17 protein-coding genes are annotated in these 20,995 nt (G+C 69.8%); 3 read left to right on the top strand and 14 right to left on the bottom strand.

All coding sequences use genetic code 11. The annotated features are described in order from the left end of the window. Positions 1-41: 41 nt before the first annotated feature. The 8 genes from ACGFU6_RS33640 to ACGFU6_RS33605 all read right to left on the bottom strand — a co-directional run bounded on the left by ACGFU6_RS33640 (position 42) and on the right by ACGFU6_RS33605 (position 7,647). Positions 42-653, bottom strand: coding sequence for a response regulator transcription factor (locus ACGFU6_RS33640; RefSeq protein WP_393616364.1), 612 nt, complete (start codon positions 651-653; stop codon positions 42-44). Further along, a complete protein-coding gene (locus ACGFU6_RS33635; RefSeq protein ID WP_393616363.1) occupies positions 650-1,828 on the bottom strand; it encodes a sensor histidine kinase in 1,179 nt (392 codons plus the stop codon). Before ACGFU6_RS33635 ends, ACGFU6_RS33640 begins: the two co-directional genes overlap by 4 nt. Then, positions 1,825-2,565, bottom strand: a complete 741-nt coding sequence (locus ACGFU6_RS33630; protein ID WP_393616362.1) for an ABC transporter permease — start codon at positions 2,563-2,565, stop codon at positions 1,825-1,827. Before ACGFU6_RS33630 ends, ACGFU6_RS33635 begins: the two co-directional genes overlap by 4 nt. Beyond that, positions 2,562-3,497 carry an ABC transporter ATP-binding protein gene (locus tag ACGFU6_RS33625; protein ID WP_393616361.1) on the bottom strand — a complete coding sequence of 312 codons (936 nt, stop codon included), beginning with the start codon at positions 3,495-3,497 and terminating at the stop codon, positions 2,562-2,564. Before ACGFU6_RS33625 ends, ACGFU6_RS33630 begins: the two co-directional genes overlap by 4 nt. A 185-nt stretch (positions 3,498-3,682) precedes the next feature. After that, positions 3,683-5,572: a hypothetical protein gene (locus ACGFU6_RS33620; RefSeq protein ID WP_393616418.1), complete on the bottom strand. Its 1,890-nt coding sequence runs from the start codon at positions 5,570-5,572 to the stop codon at positions 3,683-3,685. A gap of 430 nt (positions 5,573-6,002) precedes the next feature. Next, the gene (locus tag ACGFU6_RS33615) at positions 6,003-6,449 is read right to left on the bottom strand and encodes a DUF6113 family protein (RefSeq protein WP_393616360.1); all 447 of its coding nucleotides are present in this window, start codon (positions 6,447-6,449) and stop codon (positions 6,003-6,005) included. Next, positions 6,446-7,345, bottom strand: coding sequence for an N-acetyl-1-D-myo-inositol-2-amino-2-deoxy-alpha-D-glucopyranoside deacetylase (gene mshB / locus ACGFU6_RS33610; protein ID WP_393616359.1), 900 nt, complete (start codon positions 7,343-7,345; stop codon positions 6,446-6,448). The genes ACGFU6_RS33615 and mshB overlap by 4 nt, the downstream gene beginning before the upstream one ends. A gap of 107 nt (positions 7,346-7,452) precedes the next feature. Further along, on the bottom strand, positions 7,453-7,647 hold the full coding sequence (locus ACGFU6_RS33605) for a hypothetical protein (RefSeq protein WP_073736631.1): 195 nt from the start codon (positions 7,645-7,647) through the stop codon (positions 7,453-7,455). 208 nt (positions 7,648-7,855) lie between these two features. On the opposite strand from ACGFU6_RS33605, the gene ACGFU6_RS33600 reads away from it, so the two are divergent. Further along, positions 7,856-9,946, top strand: a complete 2,091-nt coding sequence (locus ACGFU6_RS33600) for a prolyl oligopeptidase family serine peptidase (protein WP_393616417.1) — start codon at positions 7,856-7,858, stop codon at positions 9,944-9,946. Positions 9,947-9,955: 9 nt separating this feature from the next. On the opposite strand, the gene ACGFU6_RS33595 is transcribed toward ACGFU6_RS33600, so the two are convergent. From ACGFU6_RS33595 to ACGFU6_RS33570, 6 genes are all read right to left on the bottom strand, one after another. Beyond that, positions 9,956-11,116: a hypothetical protein gene (locus tag ACGFU6_RS33595; protein ID WP_393616358.1), complete on the bottom strand. Its 1,161-nt coding sequence runs from the start codon at positions 11,114-11,116 to the stop codon at positions 9,956-9,958. A 195-nt stretch (positions 11,117-11,311) separates the two neighbouring features. Further along, positions 11,312-12,607 carry an ABC transporter ATP-binding protein gene (locus tag ACGFU6_RS33590; RefSeq protein WP_393616357.1) on the bottom strand — a complete coding sequence of 432 codons (1,296 nt, stop codon included), beginning with the start codon at positions 12,605-12,607 and terminating at the stop codon, positions 11,312-11,314. After that, positions 12,597-13,574 carry an ABC transporter ATP-binding protein gene (locus ACGFU6_RS33585; RefSeq protein WP_393616356.1) on the bottom strand — a complete coding sequence of 326 codons (978 nt, stop codon included), beginning with the start codon at positions 13,572-13,574 and terminating at the stop codon, positions 12,597-12,599. Before ACGFU6_RS33585 ends, ACGFU6_RS33590 begins: the two co-directional genes overlap by 11 nt. Before the next feature lie 13 nt (positions 13,575-13,587). Beyond that, on the bottom strand, positions 13,588-14,568 hold the full coding sequence (locus tag ACGFU6_RS33580; protein ID WP_393616355.1) for an ABC transporter permease: 981 nt from the start codon (positions 14,566-14,568) through the stop codon (positions 13,588-13,590). After that, a complete protein-coding gene (locus ACGFU6_RS33575; RefSeq protein WP_123523767.1) occupies positions 14,561-15,484 on the bottom strand; it encodes an ABC transporter permease in 924 nt (307 codons plus the stop codon). The genes ACGFU6_RS33580 and ACGFU6_RS33575 overlap by 8 nt, the downstream gene beginning before the upstream one ends. Before the next feature lie 330 nt (positions 15,485-15,814). Then, positions 15,815-17,446: an ABC transporter substrate-binding protein gene (locus ACGFU6_RS33570; RefSeq protein WP_393616354.1), complete on the bottom strand. Its 1,632-nt coding sequence runs from the start codon at positions 17,444-17,446 to the stop codon at positions 15,815-15,817. A 505-nt stretch (positions 17,447-17,951) separates the two neighbouring features. Between ACGFU6_RS33570 and ACGFU6_RS33565 the strand changes: the two genes are divergently transcribed. Both ACGFU6_RS33565 and ACGFU6_RS33560 read left to right on the top strand, forming a co-directional pair. Further along, a complete protein-coding gene (locus ACGFU6_RS33565; RefSeq protein WP_393616353.1) occupies positions 17,952-18,980 on the top strand; it encodes an ABC transporter permease in 1,029 nt (342 codons plus the stop codon). A gap of 71 nt (positions 18,981-19,051) precedes the next feature. Beyond that, positions 19,052-20,839, top strand: a complete 1,788-nt coding sequence (locus ACGFU6_RS33560) for an ABC transporter substrate-binding protein (protein ID WP_393616352.1) — start codon at positions 19,052-19,054, stop codon at positions 20,837-20,839. Positions 20,840-20,995: the final 156 nt, after the last annotated feature.

Below are 20,995 nucleotides of genomic sequence, written 5' to 3'. Positions count from 1 at the left end.
TGGTCCGGCACGGTCCGGCGTGGTCCGGGGCGTGGCTCCGGCTAGAGCCAGCCCTTCTCCCGCGCCATCCGGACCGCCTCCGCGCGGTTGCGCGCCGCCATCTTCTGGATCGCTGTCGAGAGGTAGTTGCGGACCGTCCCCTGCGACAGGTGCAGCACCGCCGCGATCTCCGCGTTGGTCGAACCGTCCGCCGCCGTGCGCAGCACCTCGCGCTCCCGGTCGGTCAGCGGACTGGCCCCGTCCGCGAGGGCGGCGGCCGCCAGGGTCGGGTCGATGACGCGTTCGCCGGCGAGCACCTTGCGTACCGCCGCCGCGAGCTGGGAGGCCGGCGCGTCCTTCACCAGGAACGCGTCGGCGCCCGACTCCATCGCGCGGCGCAGGTAGCCGGGGCGGCCGAAGGTGGTGACGACGACGACCTTCACGCCGGGGAGTTCGCGGTGCAGCTCGGCCGCCGCGTCGATGCCCGTCATGCCGGGCATCTCGATGTCCAGGAGGGCGACGTCGGCCCGGTGTTCCCGGGCCGCGGCCAACACCTCGTCGCCGCGCGCGACCTGTGCGACGACCTCGATGTCGGGTTCCAGGCCGAGGAGCGCCGCCAGGGCCTCGCGCACCATTGACTGGTCCTCGGCGAGGAGGAGTCTGATCATGCTCATTCCGGGGATCCTAGGCCGGATTCGGCCGGCACGCTGAGGGTGATGGTAAAGCCCTTCCCGGAACGGGTGTTGGCCGCCCGGGTGGTCAGCGTCCCGTCGACGGTGGCGAGGCGCTCCGCGATGCCGGTGAGGCCGTTGCCCGGTGCCGTGCCCGAGGCGCCCCGGCCGTCGTCGGAGACGGTGAGTTCCAGGACCCGGCCGTCCAGGGTCTGGCGCGGGGCGAGGGTCACCTCGCAGCTGCGCGCGCCGCTGTGGCGTACGACGTTGGTGACCGCTTCCCGCAACGCCCAGGCGAGTACCTCCTCCGCCTTCTCGGGGAGGTCCTCGGGCGGCTCGGCCGGGATGGCGGCGGCGATCCCGGCGGCGGCGAGGGCGGTCCTGGCACCGGCCAGTTCGCCGGGCAGGGTCGGGCGGCGGTAGCCGGTGACCGCGCTGCGGACGTCCACCAGGGCCTGCCTGCTGACCTGTTCGATGTCCGCGACCTGGGCGGCGGCCTGCTCGGGGTGGCCGGGGAGCATGCGCCCGGCCAGCTCGCTCTTGAGGGTGATCAGCGAGAGGGAGTGGCCGAGCAGGTCGTGCAGGTCCCGGGCCAGGCGCAGCCGTTCCTCGTTGGCGGCGAGCTGGGCGACGGTGGCGCGGGCCTCGCGGAGCTGGATGGTGGTGAGGATCATCTGCCGGATGCCCGTCATCGAGAACCCGCCGAGCAGTGCCGGGAAGACCAGCGCCGTGATGATCTCGCGGGGGTGCTCGGCGGTGAGGCCGATGCCTGTCAGCACAGCCACGGACGCGGGGATCAGCCAGCGGGCGGCCCGCAGGGGCAGTGCCGCCCCCGCGGAGACGGAGACGTACACGAACAGGACCAGCCACGGACTGCCGAGTGTCAGGGACAGCGTGACGGCGAGTGCGCCGAGGAAGGCGAGCACGATCCCGACCTGTACCGGGCCCAGCATCCTCGGCGAGGGACGGAAGACGAGGAGCAGGTAGCAGCCGACGAAGACCACCAGTCCGAGGGTGCCGAGCGCGGTCACCCACGCGGTGTGGGCGCCGTCGGCGAGATCCTTGATCGGCGCGCTCATGAAGGCGAGCCAGACACCGATCCACAGGCTCTTGACCATGGTCTGCTTGCGGTCCCCCGGCGGGCGCCCGATACCCATGGACATCTCGTCCTCGTTCACGCCTTCAAGGTGTCCTTCCGGTAGAGCCAGGCCGCCCCGCCCGCGAAGAGCAGGAAGTACACGCAGAGGATGGCGACGTCCTTGGCATGCGGCGCGCCGCCCATCTCGACGGACTGGCCGAGTGCAGCGTACGCGTGCGTGGGCAGCCACTCGGAGATGTTCTGGACCCACTGCGGGAAGGTCGAGCTCGGCATCCACAGGCCGCCGAGGATCGAGAGCACAAAGTAGATGATCATGGTGATCGGGCGGACCGCGTCACCGCTGGCGATGTAGCCGATGGCGACCCCGAGGGCGGCGAAGACCAGTGAGCCGGCCCAGATGACGCCGGTGAGGGCGAACCACTGCCACAGGTCGACGCGCACGTGCTTGACGGAGGCGGCGACGAGGAAGACGACCACGATGCAGGGCAGGGTGATCACGGCGGCGCTCGCGATCTTCGCCAGGATGTAGCCCCTGCTCGGCAGCGCGGTCAGCCGCAGCTGACGGACCCAGCCCTTCTCGCGCTCCTTGGCGATGCGCTCGCTGTTGCCCATCAGGACGGCGGTCAGCGCGCCGAAGGAGGCCATGGAGACCATGAAGAAGGCCTGAAGGGTGAGGTCGGTGCCCGGCACCTTGTCGGTGGTGTTCTGGGTGCTGGAGATCAGCACGTAGAGCACCGACGGGTAGATGATCGAGAAGAACATGAACTTCTTGTTCCGCAGGGTGCGGGTCACTTCGAGCTTGATGAGGGTGTTCATCGGGTCCTGGCCTCCTCGGCCTCGGTGATGGCGACGAAGGCCTGCTCCAGTCCGAGACCCGCGACTTCGAGCTCGCGCGGGTAGAGGCCGAGGCCGTAGACGGCGTGCACGGTCGCGTCGGCGTTGTGCGACTGGATACGGACCCGGCGGCCGGTGACGTCGAGCGCGGAGAGGAAGGGCAGGGCGCGCAGCGCCTCTTCGTCGACCGGGCCCTCCAGCTCGAAGGAGATCCGGCGGGCGCCGGCCCTGGCCTTGATCTCGGCGGCGGTGCCGTCGGCGAGGATCCGGCCCTTGTGCAGGACCAGGACCCGGTCCGCGATGGCGTCGGCCTCTTCGAGGTAGTGGGTGGCGAACAGGACGGTCCGGCCCTGGTCGGCCTGCTCGCGCATGGTGGCCCAGAAGGCGCTGCGGGCGGTGACGTCCATTCCGGTGGTCGGCTCGTCGAGCACGATCAGGTCGTTGGCACCGGCGGTGGCGAGCGCGAAGCGCACGCGCTGCTCCTGGCCGCCGGAGAGCTTGTTGACCATGCGGCCGGCGATCGAGGCGATGCCGGCCCGCGCCAGCACCTCGTCCACCGGGTAGGGCCTGGGGTGCAGATCGCAGACGAGTCCGACCAGCTCCCCCACCGTGACCTCCTCCATGAGGCCGCCGGTCTGCAGCATCGCGCCGACCCGGCCGGCCGCGATGGCGGCCTGCGGGGTGGTGCCGAAGAGGCGGACCGTCCCGGAGTCGGCGGTGCGCAGGCCGAGGAGGAGGTCGAGCGCGGAGGACTTGCCCGCGCCGTTGGGGCCGAGGAGCGCCACGGTCTCGCCGGGGTGCAGGTCGAGCGTGAGCCCGTCCACGGCTCGTACGTCGCCGTACGCCTTGCTGACCTGGTCGAAGCTGACCACGGCGGTCTTCGCCTCGGTGGCTTCGGGAGCTGTCGTTGTCATGGGTCCAGCCTGGCGGAGCGGGGTGCGCGTCCGGCAGGGTCAGGGATCGTGAATCCGGGATGACAGATGTCATGCCGTACGGGTGACGGGGCCGTGCTCCGCCGGGTGGCGGGACCGTACGGACAGACGGCGCCGCCCCCGGCCGGAGGTCCGGTCGGGGGCGGTGCCATGCGGGCCCGGCCGGGTCAGCCGTTGCCTTCGAGGTCGATGGTGACGGTCCGCTCGGCGGGGGTCTTGCCCATCAGTGCGCCCTTCATGGCGAAGGCCACGTCGTCCGCGCTGAGCTGGTGCTTCGTACCGTCGCCCTTGGTGATCATGATGCCGTCGAAGACGCCTTCGCAGAGGGTGTCGATGGCCTTCTTGTCGTAGTAGTCGACGAGCTTGCCGTCGACCGCCTTCATCGAAAGGATCTTCGGCAAGGACTTGTCCGGTCCGAACTGGATCACCTTGGGGCCTGCCTTGATGGTGATCAGGCCGGACATCGCGGGCTCCGCGAAGGCCTTCATCGCCCGGTCCAGCTCCGCCTGGCCGACGGTGGGCTCGCGGGTGGTGACGGGCAGCTCGACGGTGGCCGACCGGCCCGTCTCGACCTGGGCGCGGTAGGCGTCGCGCACCGAGCCCACCGACTGGTTGGCGTCGAGCGCCTTGCCCGCCTTGCCGGGTACGGGGACGGCCTTGCCCGGTTCGAACTTGATCGTGCCGTTGCTGGCGGAGCCCGAGGCACCGGCCAGGTCGGTCAGCGCGACGCCGAGCTTCTCCTGGTCGACGGGGAACACCGGGTCGATGTCGCGCTTGCCGCCGAAGAGCGAGCCGATGACCGAGACCGGGTTGTAGTCGCTGCCCGCCGCGGCGCGCACGGTCGCCTGACTGTCCAGGGAGAGTCCGGCCTTGTCGGGTGCGAGCTGCGTCTTCTTGCCGTCCACGCTCAGCTGGAGCGGAGCGCTCGCCCGCTTGCCGAGGGCGGCGTCCAGCTTCTCGACGCCGTCCTCCTTGGTGCCGCCGCCGATGTCGACGCCGAGGACGGTGGTGCCCTTGGGGACGTCCGAGTGGTTCATCAGCAGCCCGGCGCCGTACGCGACCCCGAGCAGGCAGACGGCGGCCACACAGAGCAGCACCAGCTTCGAACGGCCCTTCTTCGCCGGGGCCTTCGCCGCCGCGGGCTCCGGAGCGGTGCGGGCGGCGGGCTCGGGCGCCTGCGCGGCGAACCCTCCCGGGCCGGCCGGACCGGTGCCCATCGGGTTGTCCGGGATGCGCGGGGTGAGATCGGGGCCCTGGAACGGCGACTGGGGCCCCGCCGTGCGGTGCTCCGCGGGAACGACGGGGATACCGCTGGTCAGGGTGTCGCCCGAGACGTTGTCACCCGAACCGGAGCCGGGTCCTGCGGCCGGGAACTGCGGCGTGAGCACCGCGGTGTCGTCGGACATCCGCGGCGGCACACCACCGGGGCCACCGGGTGCCTGCGGTCCGGCCGGTCCGGAGCCCGGTGTGAAGGCCCCGGCGAAGGGGCCGGGCCCGTCGAGGTCCGGGGTGAGCGGGGAGGAGCCGCCGGCCGGTCCCGTGGTGGGCCCGGACGGGCCGGGCGTACGGATACCCAGGTTCGGCGTGGAGCGCGGTCCGCCGGGACCGTCCGCCCCGGAGCCGGGTGCGCCCGGCTCGCCCGCGCGCTGCGGGCCGTCCGAGAAGTACGGCAGATCGGCGCGCGGGGTACCGGCGGGCGGGGTGCCCCGGTCGCCCGGACCGCTCGCGGGGAAACCCGCACCGTTCGTACCGCCACCCGGACCGCTCGCGGAGAAGCCGGCGCCGTTCGTACCGCCGCCGGCCGGCGGCTTGCCCGTCGCACCGTTCGCGGAGGTGTCCGCCGGGGCGCCCGCCGGGGGCTTGCGCGGCGCGAACCAGTCGCTGCCGCTCTTCTCCCTGGCCGGCTTCTCGGCTGCGGCCTCCGCCGCGGCGGATCCGGCTCCCGACTCGGGCCCCGGTGCGGCCGGGGTCCCCTTCGCGCCGTCGGACGCGGAGGGGCCCGGACGCGGGACGCTGCCGGTGCGCTCGTTGCCGGGCCCGCCGTCCGCGTCGCTCATGGGCGTACGCATGACCACCGGCGGGATCGGACGCGAGCCGGGGATGTTGATCCGGATACGCGTCGTCAGCGTCGTCTCCGTCCTCGGCTCTTCCGGCTGGGGCGGGTCCACAGGCTCCGGGGTCTCCTCCGGGGAATCCTGAGAGGGGTGCGGCGACGGATACTGGCGGGATCCGTACGGCGGCGTACCCGAGGGGTACGCGGCTCCCCCGCGGCCCTGGGGCCCGGAGGACGAACTGTCAGTTTCACGACTCAAGGCAGGTTCTCCCGATTGGCTCCGCCGCCCGTACTTCCCCCATGCCGCAGGCCAGGGGACGGCTCGGCGCGCGAACCACCTTACTGGCCGCGGCCGACAGACACCCCGCGACCGGGGGAAACGACTGCGCACCCCCCGGACGGACAGGGGGCATTACGGGATCGGACGTGGCACATTACTTGCCAGGTCGGCCGCTGTCGGCACCCGGTTGGGGTGACCGCGACATGGTGGCACAGATCACAGCGAGAGCCATCCCGCCCAGCACGAAGAGGGCCAGACCCAGTTCGTCGCCGAAGACATAGTCCCCTTCCGGGCGCCCGCCCAGCAGAAATACGACCGAAATCAGCCATCCCGCTGCGGGTGCCACCGCGCCCGGCTGGGTGCCCATGAGGCGGCGGCCACCGTAGAAGAGTCCGGCGGACGCCAGCAGCGCCAGCAGCAACCCGCCCGGGAACCAAGCGGGTTGGACCAGCGCTCCGGCGATCCCGACCACCGCTCCGAGGACCGCGAGGCCCAGCAGGGCCGCGATCCGGCCGGGGTTGAGGGGTGCGGCCAGACCGGTGGCCGGAATGTCACGGGGAGGCGCGTTGGTCCGCGCGGCCCTCGGCCTGCTGCCGCTCACTGGTCCGCTCCCGTCACACCGGCGAAGAGATCGTCTTCCCGGGCCCCCGGAGCGGCTCCGGGGGTGCCGCTCACCAACTCGTAGTACTCGGTGGTGAGAACGGGCTGGCCGAGATCGTTCGAAAGGGCGAAGAAGGAGCCGTTCAGCGCGATCTGGGTGGCGTGTGCCCGCATCGCCTCGGCCTTGGCGGCCCCGTGGGCGGCGCCGTCGATCTCGGTGGTGATCAGGGTGTCGTTCACCACACCCGGCACGTCGTCGATCGCGGCGATGCCGGGGAAGGTGTCGGGGGCGGTGAGCCGGAGGTTCGCGAAGGCATCCTCGGCGGTGGTGCGCGGCACCCGGTTCCAGTAGATCTTGGCGATGGTGTGCGGGGCGCCGGACTCCGCGCGGTAGGCGGGGTCGGCGGCCAGTTCGGCGGCGCGCGTCGCGACCCGGTGCGCCTGGATGTGGTCGGGGTGCCCGTAGCCCCCGTCGGGGTCGTAGGTGACCAGGACCTGGGGGCGGACGGAGCGGATCACGTCCACGAGGTACCCGGCGGCCTCGTCCACGTCGGCGGACCAGAAGGCCCCCGGGCGGTCGTTCTGCTCGGCGCCCATCATCCCGGAGTCGCGGAACCGGCCGGGGCCGCCGAGGAAGCGGTGATCGGTGACCCCCAGCTCCTTCATGGCCGCCGCCAGTTCGCGCTGCCGCCAGGGCCCCAGGGCGTCGTCCCGGTCGGCCGCAAGGTGCGCGAGCGCGGGCGGGATGACCTCGCCCTCCTCGCCGAGCGTGCAGGTCACCAGCGTGACCAGGGCGCCGTCGGCCGCATACCTGGCCATGGTGGCGCCGTTGTTGATCGACTCGTCGTCGGGGTGCGCGTGCACCAGGAGCAGACGCCGGGCGGGAAGGTCCGTCATGGGTACCACCCTACGAGCCGCCCGGTCCGATGGCCGACGGCGCCCACGCACCGGGCGCCGACGAACCGCGGACGCAGGCCACTGTCACAGGCGCAGGCCTGCCGCTGTCAGAACTTGAGCCCTCCGATCATGCCCGCCACGTTCGTCGTCACCTCGGAGATCGTGGGCGCGATGGACGAGCTGGCGAGATAGAAACCGAGCAGCATGCAGACCACCGCGTGTCCGCCCTTCAGTCCGGACTTCCGGACCAGCAGGAAGACGACGATCGCCAGCAGCACCACCGCCGAAATCGAGAGCGCCACGGCGGTTCACCTCCATCAGTACGGTCGGGACGGGCAGCACGCATGGAGCCAGCAGGTTCATACCCACCGAGCGCTACGGATCATAACTATCCGTGGCAAGGCATTGATCGGGGCACAGCAGCACGAGGGGCGCACGGGCCGGGGCGGCCGATAGGTTCGGCACATGACTTCGTCAGAGATCACCTTCCCGCTGCAGCTGGCCCGGACGATGCGATTCACCCTCGGCGCACCCCGCGCGTTCACGGTGTCACCCGATGGAGAGCGGGTGGTCTTCCTGCGCTCGGGCTCGGGCACCGACCTCTCGGGCCGGCTCTGGGTCCTCGACCTGACCGGCGACGGAGCACCCGGCGAGCGGGTGGTGGCCGATCCCGCCGTGCTGCTGGGCGGTTCGGCGGAGCGGCTGTCGGCGCAGGAGCGGGCCAGGCGCGAGCGGAGCCGCGAGGGGTCGTCGGGGATCGTCGGCTACGCGGTGGACGCGGCAGTCGAGTTGGCGGCGTTCGCGCTCTCCGGGAAGGTGTACGTCGCACAACTGCGGGCGGGCACGGCGCGTGCGCTGCCCGTGCCCGGTCCGGTGATCGATCCGCGCCCCTCCCCGGACGGACGACACATCGCATACGTGTCCAAGGGGGCACTGCGCGTCGTGGGGTCCGGCGGTGAGGAGGACAGGGCCCTCGCGGAACCGGAGGGCGCGCAGGTCTCCTACGGCCTGGCGGAGTTCATCGCGGCCGAGGAGATGCAGCGCTCGCGGGGCTTCTGGTGGTCGCCCGGTTCGGACCGGCTGCTCGTCGCCCGGGTCGACGACAGCCCGGTGCGGCGGTGGTGGATCTCCGACCCGGCGCACCCGGAGCGCAAGCCAGCCGAGATCGCGTACCCGGCGGCCGGGACGCCCAACGCCGAGGTGCGGCTGTTCGTCGTGAACCTGGCCGGGGAGCGCACCGAAGTGCTCTGGGACCGGGCCCGGTTCCCGTATCTGGCACAGGTGCACTGGTCGTCGGCCGGGGCGCCCCTGCTACTGGTGCAGGCCCGTGACCAGCGCAGCCAGCTCCATCTCGCGGTGGACCCGGAGACCGGCACGACCCGGACGGTGCACGTCGACGAGGACCCGGTCTGGCTGGACCTGTTCCCCGGGGTGCCCGCGTGGGCGCCGGACGGGCGGCTGGTGCGGATCGCGGACGAGGGCGGGGCGCGGGTCCTCGCGGCCGGCGACCGGCTGCTGACCGGGGCGCAGTTGCAGATCCAGGCGGTGCTGGACATCGGTGGTTCGGACATCCTGGTGGCGGCCTCGGCGGGCGAGACCGCGGCCGCGCCGGAGATCGGCGAGAGCCATGTCTACCGGGTCAACGAGCTGGGCGTGGAACGGGTCTCCGAGGGGGTGGGCGTGCATTCCGCGGTCCGGAACGGCGGGGTGACGGTGCTGGTGTCCACCGCCCCGGACCGGCCCGGGACGACCGCCCAGGTGCTCCGGGACGGCAAGCTGATCACCACCGTCGCGAACCACGCGGAGCAGCCGGTGCTGTCCGTGCGGGCGCGGTTCACCGAAGGGGGCGCACGGCGGATTCCGTGCGCCGTGCTGCTCCCCTCCGGATACAAGGAATCGGATGGTCCGCTTCCGGTTCTGATGGATCCGTACGGCGGGCCGCACGGCCGCCGGGTGGTCGCCACCCACAACACCCACCTCACCTCGCAGTGGTTCGCGGACCAGGGTTTCGCCGTGGTCGTCGCGGACGGCCGGGGCACCCCGGGCCGTTCGCCCGGCTGGGAGAAGGCGGTGAAGAACAACCTCGCCCTCAGCGTCGACGACCAGGTCGAGGCCCTGCACGCGCTCGCCGGGCGGTTCCCGCTGGACCTGGACCGGGTCGCCATCCGGGGCTGGTCGTTCGGCGGCTTCCTGGCCGGCATGGCCGTGCTCCGGCGGCCCGATGTGTTCCACGCGGCCGTGGTGGGCGCCCCCGTGACCGACCAGCGGCTCTACGACACCCACTACACCGAGCGCTACCTGGGCGACCCGGCGGTCCAGCCCGAGGTGTACGCGTACAACTCGCTGCTCACCGACGAGGGGCTGTCGCACGCAGCCGAGCAGGTGCGGCCGATGATGATCATCCACGGGCTCGCGGACGACAACGTGGTGGTCGCGAACACGCTGCGGCTGTCGTCGGCGCTGCTCGCCGCGGGGCGGCCGCACGAGGTACTGCCGCTGAGCGGGGTGACCCACATGACCCCGCAGGAGAAGGTGGCCGAGAACCTGCTGCTGCTCCAGGTGGACTTCCTGAAGCGGTCGCTGGCGGGCCCGGCGGCCTGAAGCGCGGTCCTACCAGCCCGGCGGCGGCTGGGAGGGCGGCGGGGGCGGCCCGAAGGCGCCGCCCTGCGGGTATCCGTACCCCGGGGCGGGCGGCTGCTGCCCCGGGGGCGGGGCCGCGTCCTGCGCGGGGTGCGCCTCGGAGTCGTACCCAGGTGTTCCGTGTCCCGGCGTCCCGTATCCGGGGGCGCCGTATCCGGGGGCGCCGTACGCCGGCTGCCCGTACCCCGGGTCGCCGTATCCGGAGCCGTATCCCGGTGCGAACGGGCCGGGGACGTCCGCGAAGCCCCTTGGGGCCAGCACGATCAGCGCCAGGACGGCGACGAGCGCCTCGAAGAGCCAGCTGGCCAGGGTCAGCTGGGTCTCGGTCGGCATCGAACCGAAGTGGTCGAGCAGGTCGTAGTGCACGATCCGGACCACTCCCAGCACCCCGCCCGGCAGCAGCAGCGTCGCGGCCACCAGACCGAACGGCCGCGCGTGCACGGCGCGGGGAAGCGCGCTCACCCCCGCGAACAGGCAGAGCAGGGCCAGCGCCGCGGTGCTCCAGCCCGGCGGCGGGTCGGTCAGCCCGTGCATGATCCGGTCGCCGCCCACGTACCAGTCGGGAAAGATCTCCGGGTACTTGACGACCTGGCGGATCTCCCAGGCGATCAGCACCGCGCCGACCGCGCTCAGCAGCACGAAGCCGGTGGCCGACGCACCCGGTCCGGGCCGGGTGGGCAACTGCTCGTAGGAGCCGGCCGGCGGACGGCGCCCGGCCCCGGCGGTGATGAGCAGCGCGATGCCCGCCGCGAGGGCGGCGAAGGCACAGATCAGGGCACGGGCGCGCAGGTCGTCGGAGAACGACGACTCCATCGCGGGGCTGCCGATGTTCCAGAGCCCGGGGAGCCGTACGGCGAGGGTGACCACGCCGGTGGCGACGAGCACGGTGGCGGCGACGGCCGAGCGGAGCGCGGCGACGACGGCGACCACGTACACCACGAGCAGGGCGGCGTCCATGGCCGTGGTCGTGGGCAGCGCGTTCGGGCGGGCTTCCTGGAATCCGGCCCAGTACCGCATCAGCTGGCCGAAATCGGCCGCCCTGATGTCCCGTACGAGCCAGCTCGCCACGATCACCGCGAGCACGCCGCAGAGGGCGGCACCCGTGACTCTTGCTCCCCGCGTGAGTATCACCCCAGCGATACTCCACCGAGCCGGGTCTCCCGACAAGAGGGCCTTGGCCGCGGGGGCCTGGCGGGCGACCGGCCGGGGGACTTGACGTCCTCCGGCCGGTCCACGGCACCCGCACGGCCGTACGTCGTCCATGGTGGCGGGTCCGTATATCGGACGTGCGACGGACGAGTTGCCCGTGCGTTAACGCCTCGGCGGTCAGCCGGCCCGGCTGCTCCCGGAGGGCGGCGGCCCCTCGTCGGTGTCCGGCGGCGGCGCTCCGCCCCCGTCGGACGCGCCCGGCGGCTCCGGGGACGCCGGCGGCCTGCGGGCCTCCCGGTCCACCTCTTCCACGTCCGGACCCGGCCCGCCCTCCCCCGGCGCCAGCGTGCCCTCCGGCGGCACCACGCGCTTCTCCTCCGCGAAGTGACAGGCCGAGGCGTGCCGGGCCGGGGTGTCCGTCAGCCGGAAGACCGCCGGGACCGCCAGCAGCGGCACCTCCAGCTCGCACCGCTCCTGCGCCTTCCAGCAGCGGGTGCGGAAGCGGCATCCGGAGGGCGGGTTGGCCGGCGAGGGCACGTCCCCGTGCAGGATGATCCGCTCGCGGTACTCGCGCGCCATCGGGTCCGGCACCGGCACGGCGGAGAGCAGTGCCTGCGTGTACGGGTGCGTGGGGTGCTCGTAGATCTCCTCGTCGGTGCCGATCTCCGCGAACCGGCCCAGGTACATCACCCCGACCCGGTCGGAGATGTGCCGCACGATCGACAGGTCGTGCGCGATGAACACGTAGCTCAGGTTGAACTCCGACTGGAGCCGGTCCAGCAGGTTGACGACCTGCGCCTGGACGGACACGTCGAGGGCCGAGACCGGTTCGTCCGCGACGATGATCTCGGGGTTGAGCGCGAGGCCGCGGGCGATGCCGATGCGCTGGCGCTGGCCGCCGGAGAACTGGTGCGGATAGCGGTTGATGTACTCCGGGTTGAGACCGACGACGTCCAGCAGTTCCTGGACCTTGCGCCGGCGGTCGCCCTTGGGAGCCACCTCGGGGTGGATCTCGTACGGCTCCCCGATGATGTCGCCCACCGTCATACGGGGGTTCAGCGAGGTGTACGGGTCCTGGAACACCATCTGGATGTTGCGGCGCACGGCCTTCAGCGCACGGCCGGACAGCTTGGTGATGTCCTCGCCCTTGTACCGGATCATTCCGGCCGTCGGCTCCTCCAGGTGCACGAGCAGCCGGGCGACGGTCGACTTCCCGCAGCCGGACTCGCCCACGATGCCGAGGGTCTCGCCTGCCGACAGGTCGAAGGAGACCCCGTCGACCGCCTTCACGGCCCCGATCTGCTTCTTGATCACGATGCCGCGGGTGAGCGGGTAGTGCTTGACGAGGTCGCGCACCTCCAGGATCGGTTCCTTGCCCGCCTGGGCGCTCGTCTCGCGTGACTTGGCCAGCAGGGCGCGTGCCACCTCGCCCTCCTGGCGCGCTTCCCTGCGCCCCGAGTGATCAGCGTGCATCGAGCGTCTCCTTCCAGAAGTAGCAGGCGCTCTGACGGTTCGCGGCCACGTCGAACAACGGCGGTACGTCGGTGCGGCAGACGTCCTGGGCCATCGGGCAGCGCGGGTTGAAGGCGCAGCCGGGCGGGATGTGCAGCAGGTTGGGCGGCAGCCCCTTGATCGCGTAGAGCTCCCGGCCCTTCTGGTCCAGTCGCGGGATCGAGCGGAGCAGGCCCTGGGTGTAGGGGTGCGCGGGTGCCTGGTAGATGTCGTGGACCGGTGAGGTCTCGACGATCCGGCCCGCGTACATCACGGCGATCTTGTCCGCGACGTCGGCGACGACACCGAGGTCGTGGGTGATCAGGATCAGGCCCATGTTCAGTTCGCGCTGGAGCTCCGCGAGCAGGTCCATCACCTGGGCCTGGACGGTGACGTCGAGGGCGGTGGTGGGCTCGTCCGCGATGATCAGCGAGGGTTCCAGGGCCAGCGCCATGGCGATCATGATGCGCTGGCGCATCCCGCCGGAGAACTGGTGGGGGTAGTTGCCGACCCGTTCCTTGGCGGCCGGGATGCGGACCCGGTCCATCAGCTCGACGGCCTTGGCCTTCGCGTCCTTGCGGGACAGTCCGCGGTGGACGACGAACATCTCGCCGAGTTGCTCCCCCACCGTCAGCACGGGGTTGAGCGAGGAGAGCGCGTCCTGGAAGATCATGGCCATCTCCTGGCCGCGGATCTTGCGGCGCTCCTCCTTCTTGAGCTTCAGCAGGTCGCGGTCCTTGAAGAGGATCTCGCCGCCGCTGATCTTCCCCGGCGGCATGTCGAGGATGCCCATGATCGCCTGTGCGGTGACCGACTTGCCGGAGCCGGACTCGCCGAGCACGGCGAGGGTCTCGCCCTCGGACACCGAGTAGTTGACCCCGTTGACGGCCTTGGCGACCCCGTCCCGGGTGTGGAACTCCACGTGCAGATCGCGCACTTCGAGCAACATGGCAGCGGACTCCTCAGCGCAGCTTGGGGTCGAGGGCGTCGCGCACCGCGTCGCCGAGCATGATGAACGCGAGCACGGTGATCGCCAGCGCGCCGGCCGGCCAGAGGAGCATGTGCGGGGCGTTGCGGATGTTCTGCGAGGCGGACGAGATGTCGATGCCCCAGCTGACCGTGGGGGGCTTCAGCCCGACGCCGAGGTAGGAGAGCGTCGCCTCCAGCGCGATGTACGTGCCCAGCGCGATGGTGGCGACCACGATGACGGGCGCCACGGCGTTGGGCGCGACATGCCTGAGCAGCATGCGGGAGTTGGACGCTCCCAGGGCCCGTGCCGCCTGGACGTAGTCGTGCTGCTTGGCGGTGATCACCGCGCCCCGGGCGATCCTGGAGATCTGCGGCCAGCCGAGCAGCACCATGAAACCGATGACCGGCCAGACGGTGTTGCTGGTGACCACCGAGAGGAGGACCAGACCGCCGAGGACCACGGGGATGGCGAAGAAGATGTCGGTGACGCGGGAGAGGATGGCGTCCGAGGCCCCGCCGAAGAAGCCCGCGAGCCCGCCGAGCAGTCCGCCCAGCAGCGCGACACCGAGCGTGGCGCAGACGCCGACGGTGACGGACGCCCTGGCCCCGTAGACGACCCGGGTGTAGACGTCGCAGCCCTGCGCGTTGAAGCCCATGGGGTGGCCCGGCTGGGAGCCCTGCTGCGCCTTGGCGAGGTCGCACTTGAGCGGGTTGCCGGAGGCGATGAGCGAGGGCCAGATCGAGATGATGACCAGGAAGACGATGATCAGGGACGAGGCGATGAAGACGGGGTTGCGCCGCAGGTCGCGCCAGGCGTCGGCCCAGAGGCTGCCCGCCCGTTCCCTGGGCCCGCCGCCGTCGGGCCCATCCGGTGTTCCCTCCAGCGTGGTGCCCTCGCTCATGGCCAGGTCCGCCGCTCCGCCGGCACCGGTCCCGGCGATCGCGTTCTGGGGCTCGGGCTGAGGTTCAGGCATAACGGATCCTCGGGTCGAGTACGGAGTACAGGAGGTCGACGACCAGATTCGCGATGAGGAAGACCAGCACCAGGATGGTCGCGAAGCCGACCACGGTCTGGGTGTTCTGCCGCAGGATGCCCTGGTAGATCTGGTATCCGACGCCATGGATGTTGAAGATCCGCTCGGTGACGATCGCGCCGCCCATCAGCGCGCCGATGTCCGTACCGATGAAGGTGACGACGGGGATCAGCGAGTTGCGCAGCAGGTGGCGCACGATGACGCGGCGCCTGGGCAGGCCCTTCGCCACGGCGGTGCGCACGTAGTCGGCGCGGGAGTTCTCCGCGATCGAGGTCCTGGTGAGGCGGGTGACGTAGGCCAGTGAGACCGAGGCGAGCACCAGGCCGGGCAGGATGAGCTCGTCGAACGGCGCGTCCGAGGAGACCGTCGGGGAGATGACGGACCATTTGACCCCGAGCAGGTACTGGAGCACGTAGCCGGTGACGAAGGTGGGGATCGCGATCACGACGAGCGTCGCGACCAGGACCGAGTTGTCGACGACACGGCCGCGCCGCAGTCCGCTGATGACGCCGAGCGTGACGCCCACGATGATCTCGAACAGGATCGCGACGATGGTCAGCCGCAGGGTGACGGGATAGGCGGAGGCCATCAGCTCGGTGACCTTCTGTCCGTTGAAGGCGGTACCGAAGTCACCGGTGAACACATTGCCCATGTAGGTCAGGTATTGCTGCCACACCGGCTTGTCCAGGCCGAACTCCTTCTGGAGCTGGGCGGCCGTCGTCGGGTCGCACTGCCGGTCGCCGCAGAGGCCCGCGATCGGGTCGCCCATCACGTTGACCATGAGGAAGAGCAGCAGCGTGGCTCCGATGAAGACCGGAATCATCTGGAGCAGACGACGGATCACATAACGCCCCATGTCACCCTCCGCACATCGATCGGGCAGCGGACTTCGGCCGTCGGTCGTTCCGGGGCGGATCGGGACCTGATGAACGGCTGCATCGCGCAGTCACCTCCCTGTTGGCACCGGCTTCCCCGAGCGGCCGTTGACTCGACTGCCGGGTCGCTCACTGTCCCGACGTGAACCAAATAACATCCCATTTCACACGGAATAGCATCTTCTGTGCACCCTCACGGGAAGACCGGTGCGCCGGAAGGGGCCAAACGTGTGACGGGCGACGGGGACCGGCCGCACACACGGCGGCCCGGCACCCTCACGGGGCGCCGGGCCGTCACCGTCACTGCGGGGTCACTTGACCTTGATCTCGCTGTAGACCGGCACGCTGAACGGGTTGAGCGCGACGTTCGAGACGTTCGTGGAGTAGCCGGCACTGCCGTTCTGGTACCAGAGGGGAATGGCCGCCATGTTGTCCCGGACCACCGCTTCGGCGTCCTTGAAGGTCTTGACCGCCTTGGCCTTGTCCGACTCGGCGTTGGCCTGGTTGACCAGCTTGTCGAACTTCGGGTCCGTCCACTTCCCGTCGTTGGACGAGGCGTTGGTGTAGTAGAGCGGCTGCAGGAAGTTCTGGATGAGGGGGTAGTCCATCTGCCAGCCGGCGCGGAACGGGCCCGTCATCTTCTTCTGGGTGATCTTGTTCCGGAAGTCGGCGAAGGTGCCCGTCGGAGCGCCCACGCAGGCCTTGTCGTTGCCGAGCGCGTTGTTGATGCTGTTGCAGACCGCGTCCACCCAGTCCTTGTGGCTGCCCGTGTCGGCGTTGTAGCCGATCTTGACCTGGCCGCCGGGGATGCCGCCGCCCTCGGAGACCATCTTCTTGGCCTCGGCGGGGTTGTAGTCGCACAGGCTGCCGCAGAAGCCGGACTGGTAGCCGCCCTCCTCACCCAGCACCGGCGAGGTCCAGTCGGTGGCCGGCGTCCGCGTGTTGTTGAAGATCGTCTCGGTGATCTGCTTGCGGTTGATGGCCATGGAGAGGCCCTTGCGGACCTTGTCGCTGTCGGCCTTGTCCCACGCCTTGTCGTAGAACGGGAAGGCCAGGGTCTGGATGATGCCGGCCGGGGTGTTGATGTAGCGGTCGCCGAGGTCGGCCTTGACGTTCTTCAGCTGCGCGGCGGGGACGTCGTCGACCAGGTCGAGGTTGCCGGCCACCAGGTCGGTGTAGGCGGTGTTGTTGTCGGTGTAGACCTTGAGGTCGATGCCACCGTTCTGCGCCTTGTCCGTACCGGGGTACTTGTCCCACTTGCGCAGGGACATCTGCGAGCCCTTGGTGTACGAGTCAATGGTGTAGGGGCCGTTGCCGACCGGCTTCTTCAGCCAGGCCGCGTGGTCGTCGAAGAAGGCCTGGGGCAGCGGGGCGAAGGCCGCGTAGCCCAGCGTGTCGGGCCACAGCGAGAACTTCTGGCTGAGCTTGACGGTGAACGTCCTGGCGCCGGTGACCTTCAGCCCGGACATGGCTCCGGCGGCCTGGGCACCGGAGTCCGGGTGCACCTTGTCGTAGCCCTCGACCTGACCGAAGAAGTAGGCGTTCTTCTGGTTGTTCTTGAGGCTCGCGCCGTAGTTCCACGCGTCCACGAAGGACTTGGCGGTGACCTTCTCGCCGTTGGAGAACGTCCAGCCGTCCTTGACGGTGATGTCGAAGTTCTTCGAGTCGGTCGTGGCGATCTTCTCCGCCAGCATGTCCTCGGCCGCGCCGGTCTTGGGGTTGTACCGCTTGAGACCCCGGAAGACCATGTCGAGGACCTTGCCGCCCTGCACCTCGTTGGTGTTGGCCGGCTCCAGCGGGTTCTGCGGGTCACCCCACGAGGAACTCACCACCCCATCGGCGCCACCGCCGCCACCACTGTCGCCCCCGCCGCCGCAGGCGGTCGCCGCCAGGGCGACGGCGACCGCGCATGCGGCCCACTTGACCTGTGTGGCTCCGCGCATGGAGTGCCTCCTCGTATTGCTCCGTCTTACGTCAGGTCAAATATCACCGCATACCGAGCGTTACGCATATTTACCCCCGCCATCCGGGCACAACGGAAGCCACTCGAATGGTGGGAGCGGGCGCCGGGCGGACACTTTTGGCACGTGCATGCCATCCCTGTCGGGGCGGCGAACCGGCCTGACGAGCGGCGAAGCGGTAACGGCAACACAACGAACGCGCATCGACCCGGGGCCCACCGGAGCGGATGCACGGATTCCGAGACATGACCGCCCGTATATCGGACTCATTGACTGACTTCAGCCGTTTCACCCTGAAATTTGCCCTGGAACAGGCAAAGGCAAGGCAATGGCATGCCCGATCACTGGTCATGTATAAGTCAAGCTTCCAAAGAGCGGCTCAAGCCGGTCCGACATTCATTGACCCTGCATGAATTGCGTTGAAAAAGTCCGGGTAGCCCGTAGGTGTGCCCTGCGGAGTCCTTCGACCCTCCGGGCCAGGAGCACCATGACGATTCCAACCTCGAACGCAGCAGCCCCCCTTGAGGTGGCCAACGCGAAGACGCCTGCGGCGTCGGAACCTACGGCGCCCAAGGGCGGCGAGGGCCGGTCCCCGGGAAAAATGGCCTGGCGGCGATTCAAACGTGACCGCACCGGCGTTATTTCAGCCTATGTAGTCATTTTCTTCTTTGTCATCGGTATCTGTGCGCCGCTGATCGCCAAGCTGTACGGGAAGAACCCCTACACGACGTACGGAGCGAACGACACCAGCCTTCTGGACGACTTCGGTTCGCCGGTCCTGCCCAACGGCGGCATGAGCGGGGACTTCTGGTTCGGCATCGAGCCGGGTCTCGGCCGGGACGTCTTCACCTTCCTGCTCTACGCCATCCGCAACTCCCTGTTCATCGCAACGGCCATCACGCTGCTGGTCGCCCTGATCGGCATCGCCGTCGGCATCACCGCGGGCTACCTCGGCGGCAAGACGGACTACCTGGTCGGCAGGGTCATCGACATCCTGCTGGCCTTCCCGTCCACACTCTTCTTCATCGCCTTCTGGCCGGTGCTGATCTCGATCCTCGTCCCCCCCGAGGAGTCCACCCCGGTCTGGCTGACGGTCGTCAGCCTCGTCGCCATCATGACCGCCTTCGGCTGGGCTTCGATCGCGCGTCTGCTGCGCGGTGAGGTACTCGCCCTGCGTGAGCGCGAGTTCATCGAAGCGGCCAAGGTGACCGGCGCCTCTCCGAGCCGGATCATCTTCAAGGAACTGCTGCCCAATCTCTGGACGCCGATCCTGATCCAGGCCACGCTCGCGCTGCCAGCATTCGTCACGGCGGAGGCAGGCCTCTCCTTCCTCGGTGTCGGTCTCACCGACCCGACCCCCGACTGGGGCGTGATGATCCAGCGCGGATCGAACGTCTACCAGAGCGACATCACTTTCATGCTCTTCCCCGGCGCCACGATGGTGATCTTCGTGATCGCCTTCAACCTGCTGGGCGACTCGGTGCGTGACGCACTGGACCCGAAGACCAAGCGCTGAACCGCACCTCCTCCGGCCGGGCGACGGGGCCCACCGGATCGATCGTTCTCCCTCGACCAGAGCAGGAAGCCATGTCCCTCTCCCGCAGAAACTTCGTCATCGCCACGTCGGTCGCAGTCGGCGGCTCAATGGTCCTCTCCGCCTGCAGCAGCGGCAGCTCCAACACCGACAAGGGCAGCAAGGACAAGGGCCACGGTGGCACCGACAAGTACACCGGTGCGGTCGTCGTCGGCACCAAGGCCGACTCCACCGGCCCCGCGGCCGAGATTCCGGGTGCGAAGAAGGGCGGCACGATCCGCGGCATCGCCCCGGACGACTTCTCGCACCTCGACCCGCAGCGCATCTACTTCTCGTGGAACTCCGCCGTCGGCGACCTCTTCATCCGTGGCCTGACCGGCTACAAGATCGCCGCTGACGGCTCGATGAAGCTGGTCGGTGACCTCGCCACCGACGCGGGCACCATGAGCGACGCCGGCAAGACCTGGGCCTTCACGCTGAAGGACGGTCTCAAGTGGGAGGACGGCTCGGAGCTCACGGTCGAGGACGTGCGCCACGGCATCGAGCGCGGCTTCGCCAGCTTCACCACCGAGGGCGCGGGCTACGCCCAGCAGGCACTGACCGGATCGGCCGACTTCCGGGGGAAGTACAAGGGCCCGTTCAGCGGCAAGCACCTCGACTCGGTCGTGACCGACAAGGCCGCGAAGACCATCACCTTCAAGCTCGCCGAGTCCCGCCCGGACTTCAACTTCACCCTGGCGATGAGCTCCTACGGCGCCGTCCCAGTCAAGGGCGACAGCAAGGAGAAGTACGACAAGGACCCGGTCTCGGCCGGCCCGTACCGCATCAAGGCGCACAAGGTGGACAAGTCGATGACCCTGGTGCGCAACCCGCACTGGGACCCCAAGACGGACTCGATCCGCAACGCCTACCCGGACAGCTTCGTCTACGAGTTCGGCCCCGAGTCGCTCCAGGCCGCCGACCGGCTGATCGCCGACGACGGCGACGACCAGTACGCCGTCATGGCCTACAGCGGCGTCCCGGCCGAGCGCATCCAGAAGGTCCTCACCGACCCAGAGCTGAAGAAGCGCACCTTCAACGGTCTGCTCACCGGCGTGTACTACTACGCCATCAACACCAAGCGGATCACCGACCTGCGGGTGCGCCAGGCGCTCATCCACGCCTGGCCGCTGGAGCAGATCCGCAAGATCTACGGCGGCCCCTCGGCCGGTGACTACGCGACGTCCATCCTCAGCCCGGACATCCTCGGCTACGCCAAGGACGACGTCTACGGCAAGCTGAAGAAGCCGCAGGGCGACCCGGAGGCGGCGAAGAAGCTGCTGAAGGAGGCCGGCAAGACCGGTCAGAAGGTCGTCTACGCGTTCCCGCAGAGCGCCAACTACGACAAGACCAAGGTCGTCATCGAGAGCGCCCTCAAGGCGGCCGGCTTCGACCCGGTCATCAAGCCGCTGGACTCCACCAGCTACTACGACCAGATCCAGCAGATCGACAACAAGTTCGACGTGATGTGGTTCGGCTGGTCCCCTGACTGGCCGACCGGCTACACGCTGATCCAGCCGCTGTTCGACGGCGCCACGATCGCCAACGGCGCCAACAACATCTCGCAGCTGAAGGTCGACTGGGTCGACGCCGCGATCAAGAAGAACGTCGTCATCGCCGACCCGGCCGAGGCCGGCAAGGCGTGGGCCGCCCTGGACAAGCGGATCATGACGGAGGAGGCGCCGATCATCCCCGAGACGTTCCAGCGCCGCTTCTACCTGTACGGCTCGAAGGTCGGCGGCGCCATGTTCCACCCGAACTGGTCCTCGGCGGTCTTCTACAAGCTGTTCGTGAAGGCCTGACGCCAACACTCCCGAGGCGGGGCGCCCCTGCGGCGCCCCCCCCCCCCCCCCCCCCCCCCGGGGGGGGGGCCGGGTAAAACAACGGCAAATTTCCATTAAACAAAACCCCGGCGAAAAGGGCGCATGTGCAAAGGCTTTATAAAAAATGGCAAACCA

The sequence above is a fragment of the Streptomyces sp. NPDC048462 genome, assembly GCF_043200175.1.
GTDB lineage: Bacteria > Actinomycetota > Actinomycetes > Streptomycetales > Streptomycetaceae > Streptomyces.
This window is presented reverse-complemented; position numbering and strand designations above follow the sequence as displayed.

Excerpts from the sequence above, each read along its gene's own strand:
- ACGFU6_RS33640 (WP_393616364.1), bottom strand. The coding sequence starts at position 653 with ATGAGCATGATCAGACTCCTCCTCGCCGAGGACCAGTCAATGGTGCGC.
- ACGFU6_RS33630 (WP_393616362.1), bottom strand. The coding sequence starts at position 2,565 with ATGAACACCCTCATCAAGCTCGAAGTGACCCGCACCCTGCGGAACAAG.
- ACGFU6_RS33625 (WP_393616361.1), bottom strand. The coding sequence starts at position 3,497 with ATGACAACGACAGCTCCCGAAGCCACCGAGGCGAAGACCGCCGTGGTC.
- ACGFU6_RS33620 (WP_393616418.1), bottom strand. The coding sequence starts at position 5,572 with ATGAGCGACGCGGACGGCGGGCCCGGCAACGAGCGCACCGGCAGCGTC.
- mshB (WP_393616359.1), bottom strand. The coding sequence starts at position 7,345 with ATGACGGACCTTCCCGCCCGGCGTCTGCTCCTGGTGCACGCGCACCCC.
- ACGFU6_RS33600 (WP_393616417.1), top strand. The coding sequence starts at position 7,856 with ATGCGATTCACCCTCGGCGCACCCCGCGCGTTCACGGTGTCACCCGAT.
- ACGFU6_RS33590 (WP_393616357.1), bottom strand. The coding sequence starts at position 12,607 with ATGCACGCTGATCACTCGGGGCGCAGGGAAGCGCGCCAGGAGGGCGAG.
- ACGFU6_RS33585 (WP_393616356.1), bottom strand. The coding sequence starts at position 13,574 with ATGTTGCTCGAAGTGCGCGATCTGCACGTGGAGTTCCACACCCGGGAC.
- ACGFU6_RS33580 (WP_393616355.1), bottom strand. The coding sequence starts at position 14,568 with ATGCCTGAACCTCAGCCCGAGCCCCAGAACGCGATCGCCGGGACCGGT.
- ACGFU6_RS33575 (WP_123523767.1), bottom strand. The coding sequence starts at position 15,484 with ATGGGGCGTTATGTGATCCGTCGTCTGCTCCAGATGATTCCGGTCTTC.
- ACGFU6_RS33570 (WP_393616354.1), bottom strand. The coding sequence starts at position 17,446 with ATGCGCGGAGCCACACAGGTCAAGTGGGCCGCATGCGCGGTCGCCGTC.
- ACGFU6_RS33565 (WP_393616353.1), top strand. The coding sequence starts at position 17,952 with ATGACGATTCCAACCTCGAACGCAGCAGCCCCCCTTGAGGTGGCCAAC.
- ACGFU6_RS33560 (WP_393616352.1), top strand. The coding sequence starts at position 19,052 with ATGTCCCTCTCCCGCAGAAACTTCGTCATCGCCACGTCGGTCGCAGTC.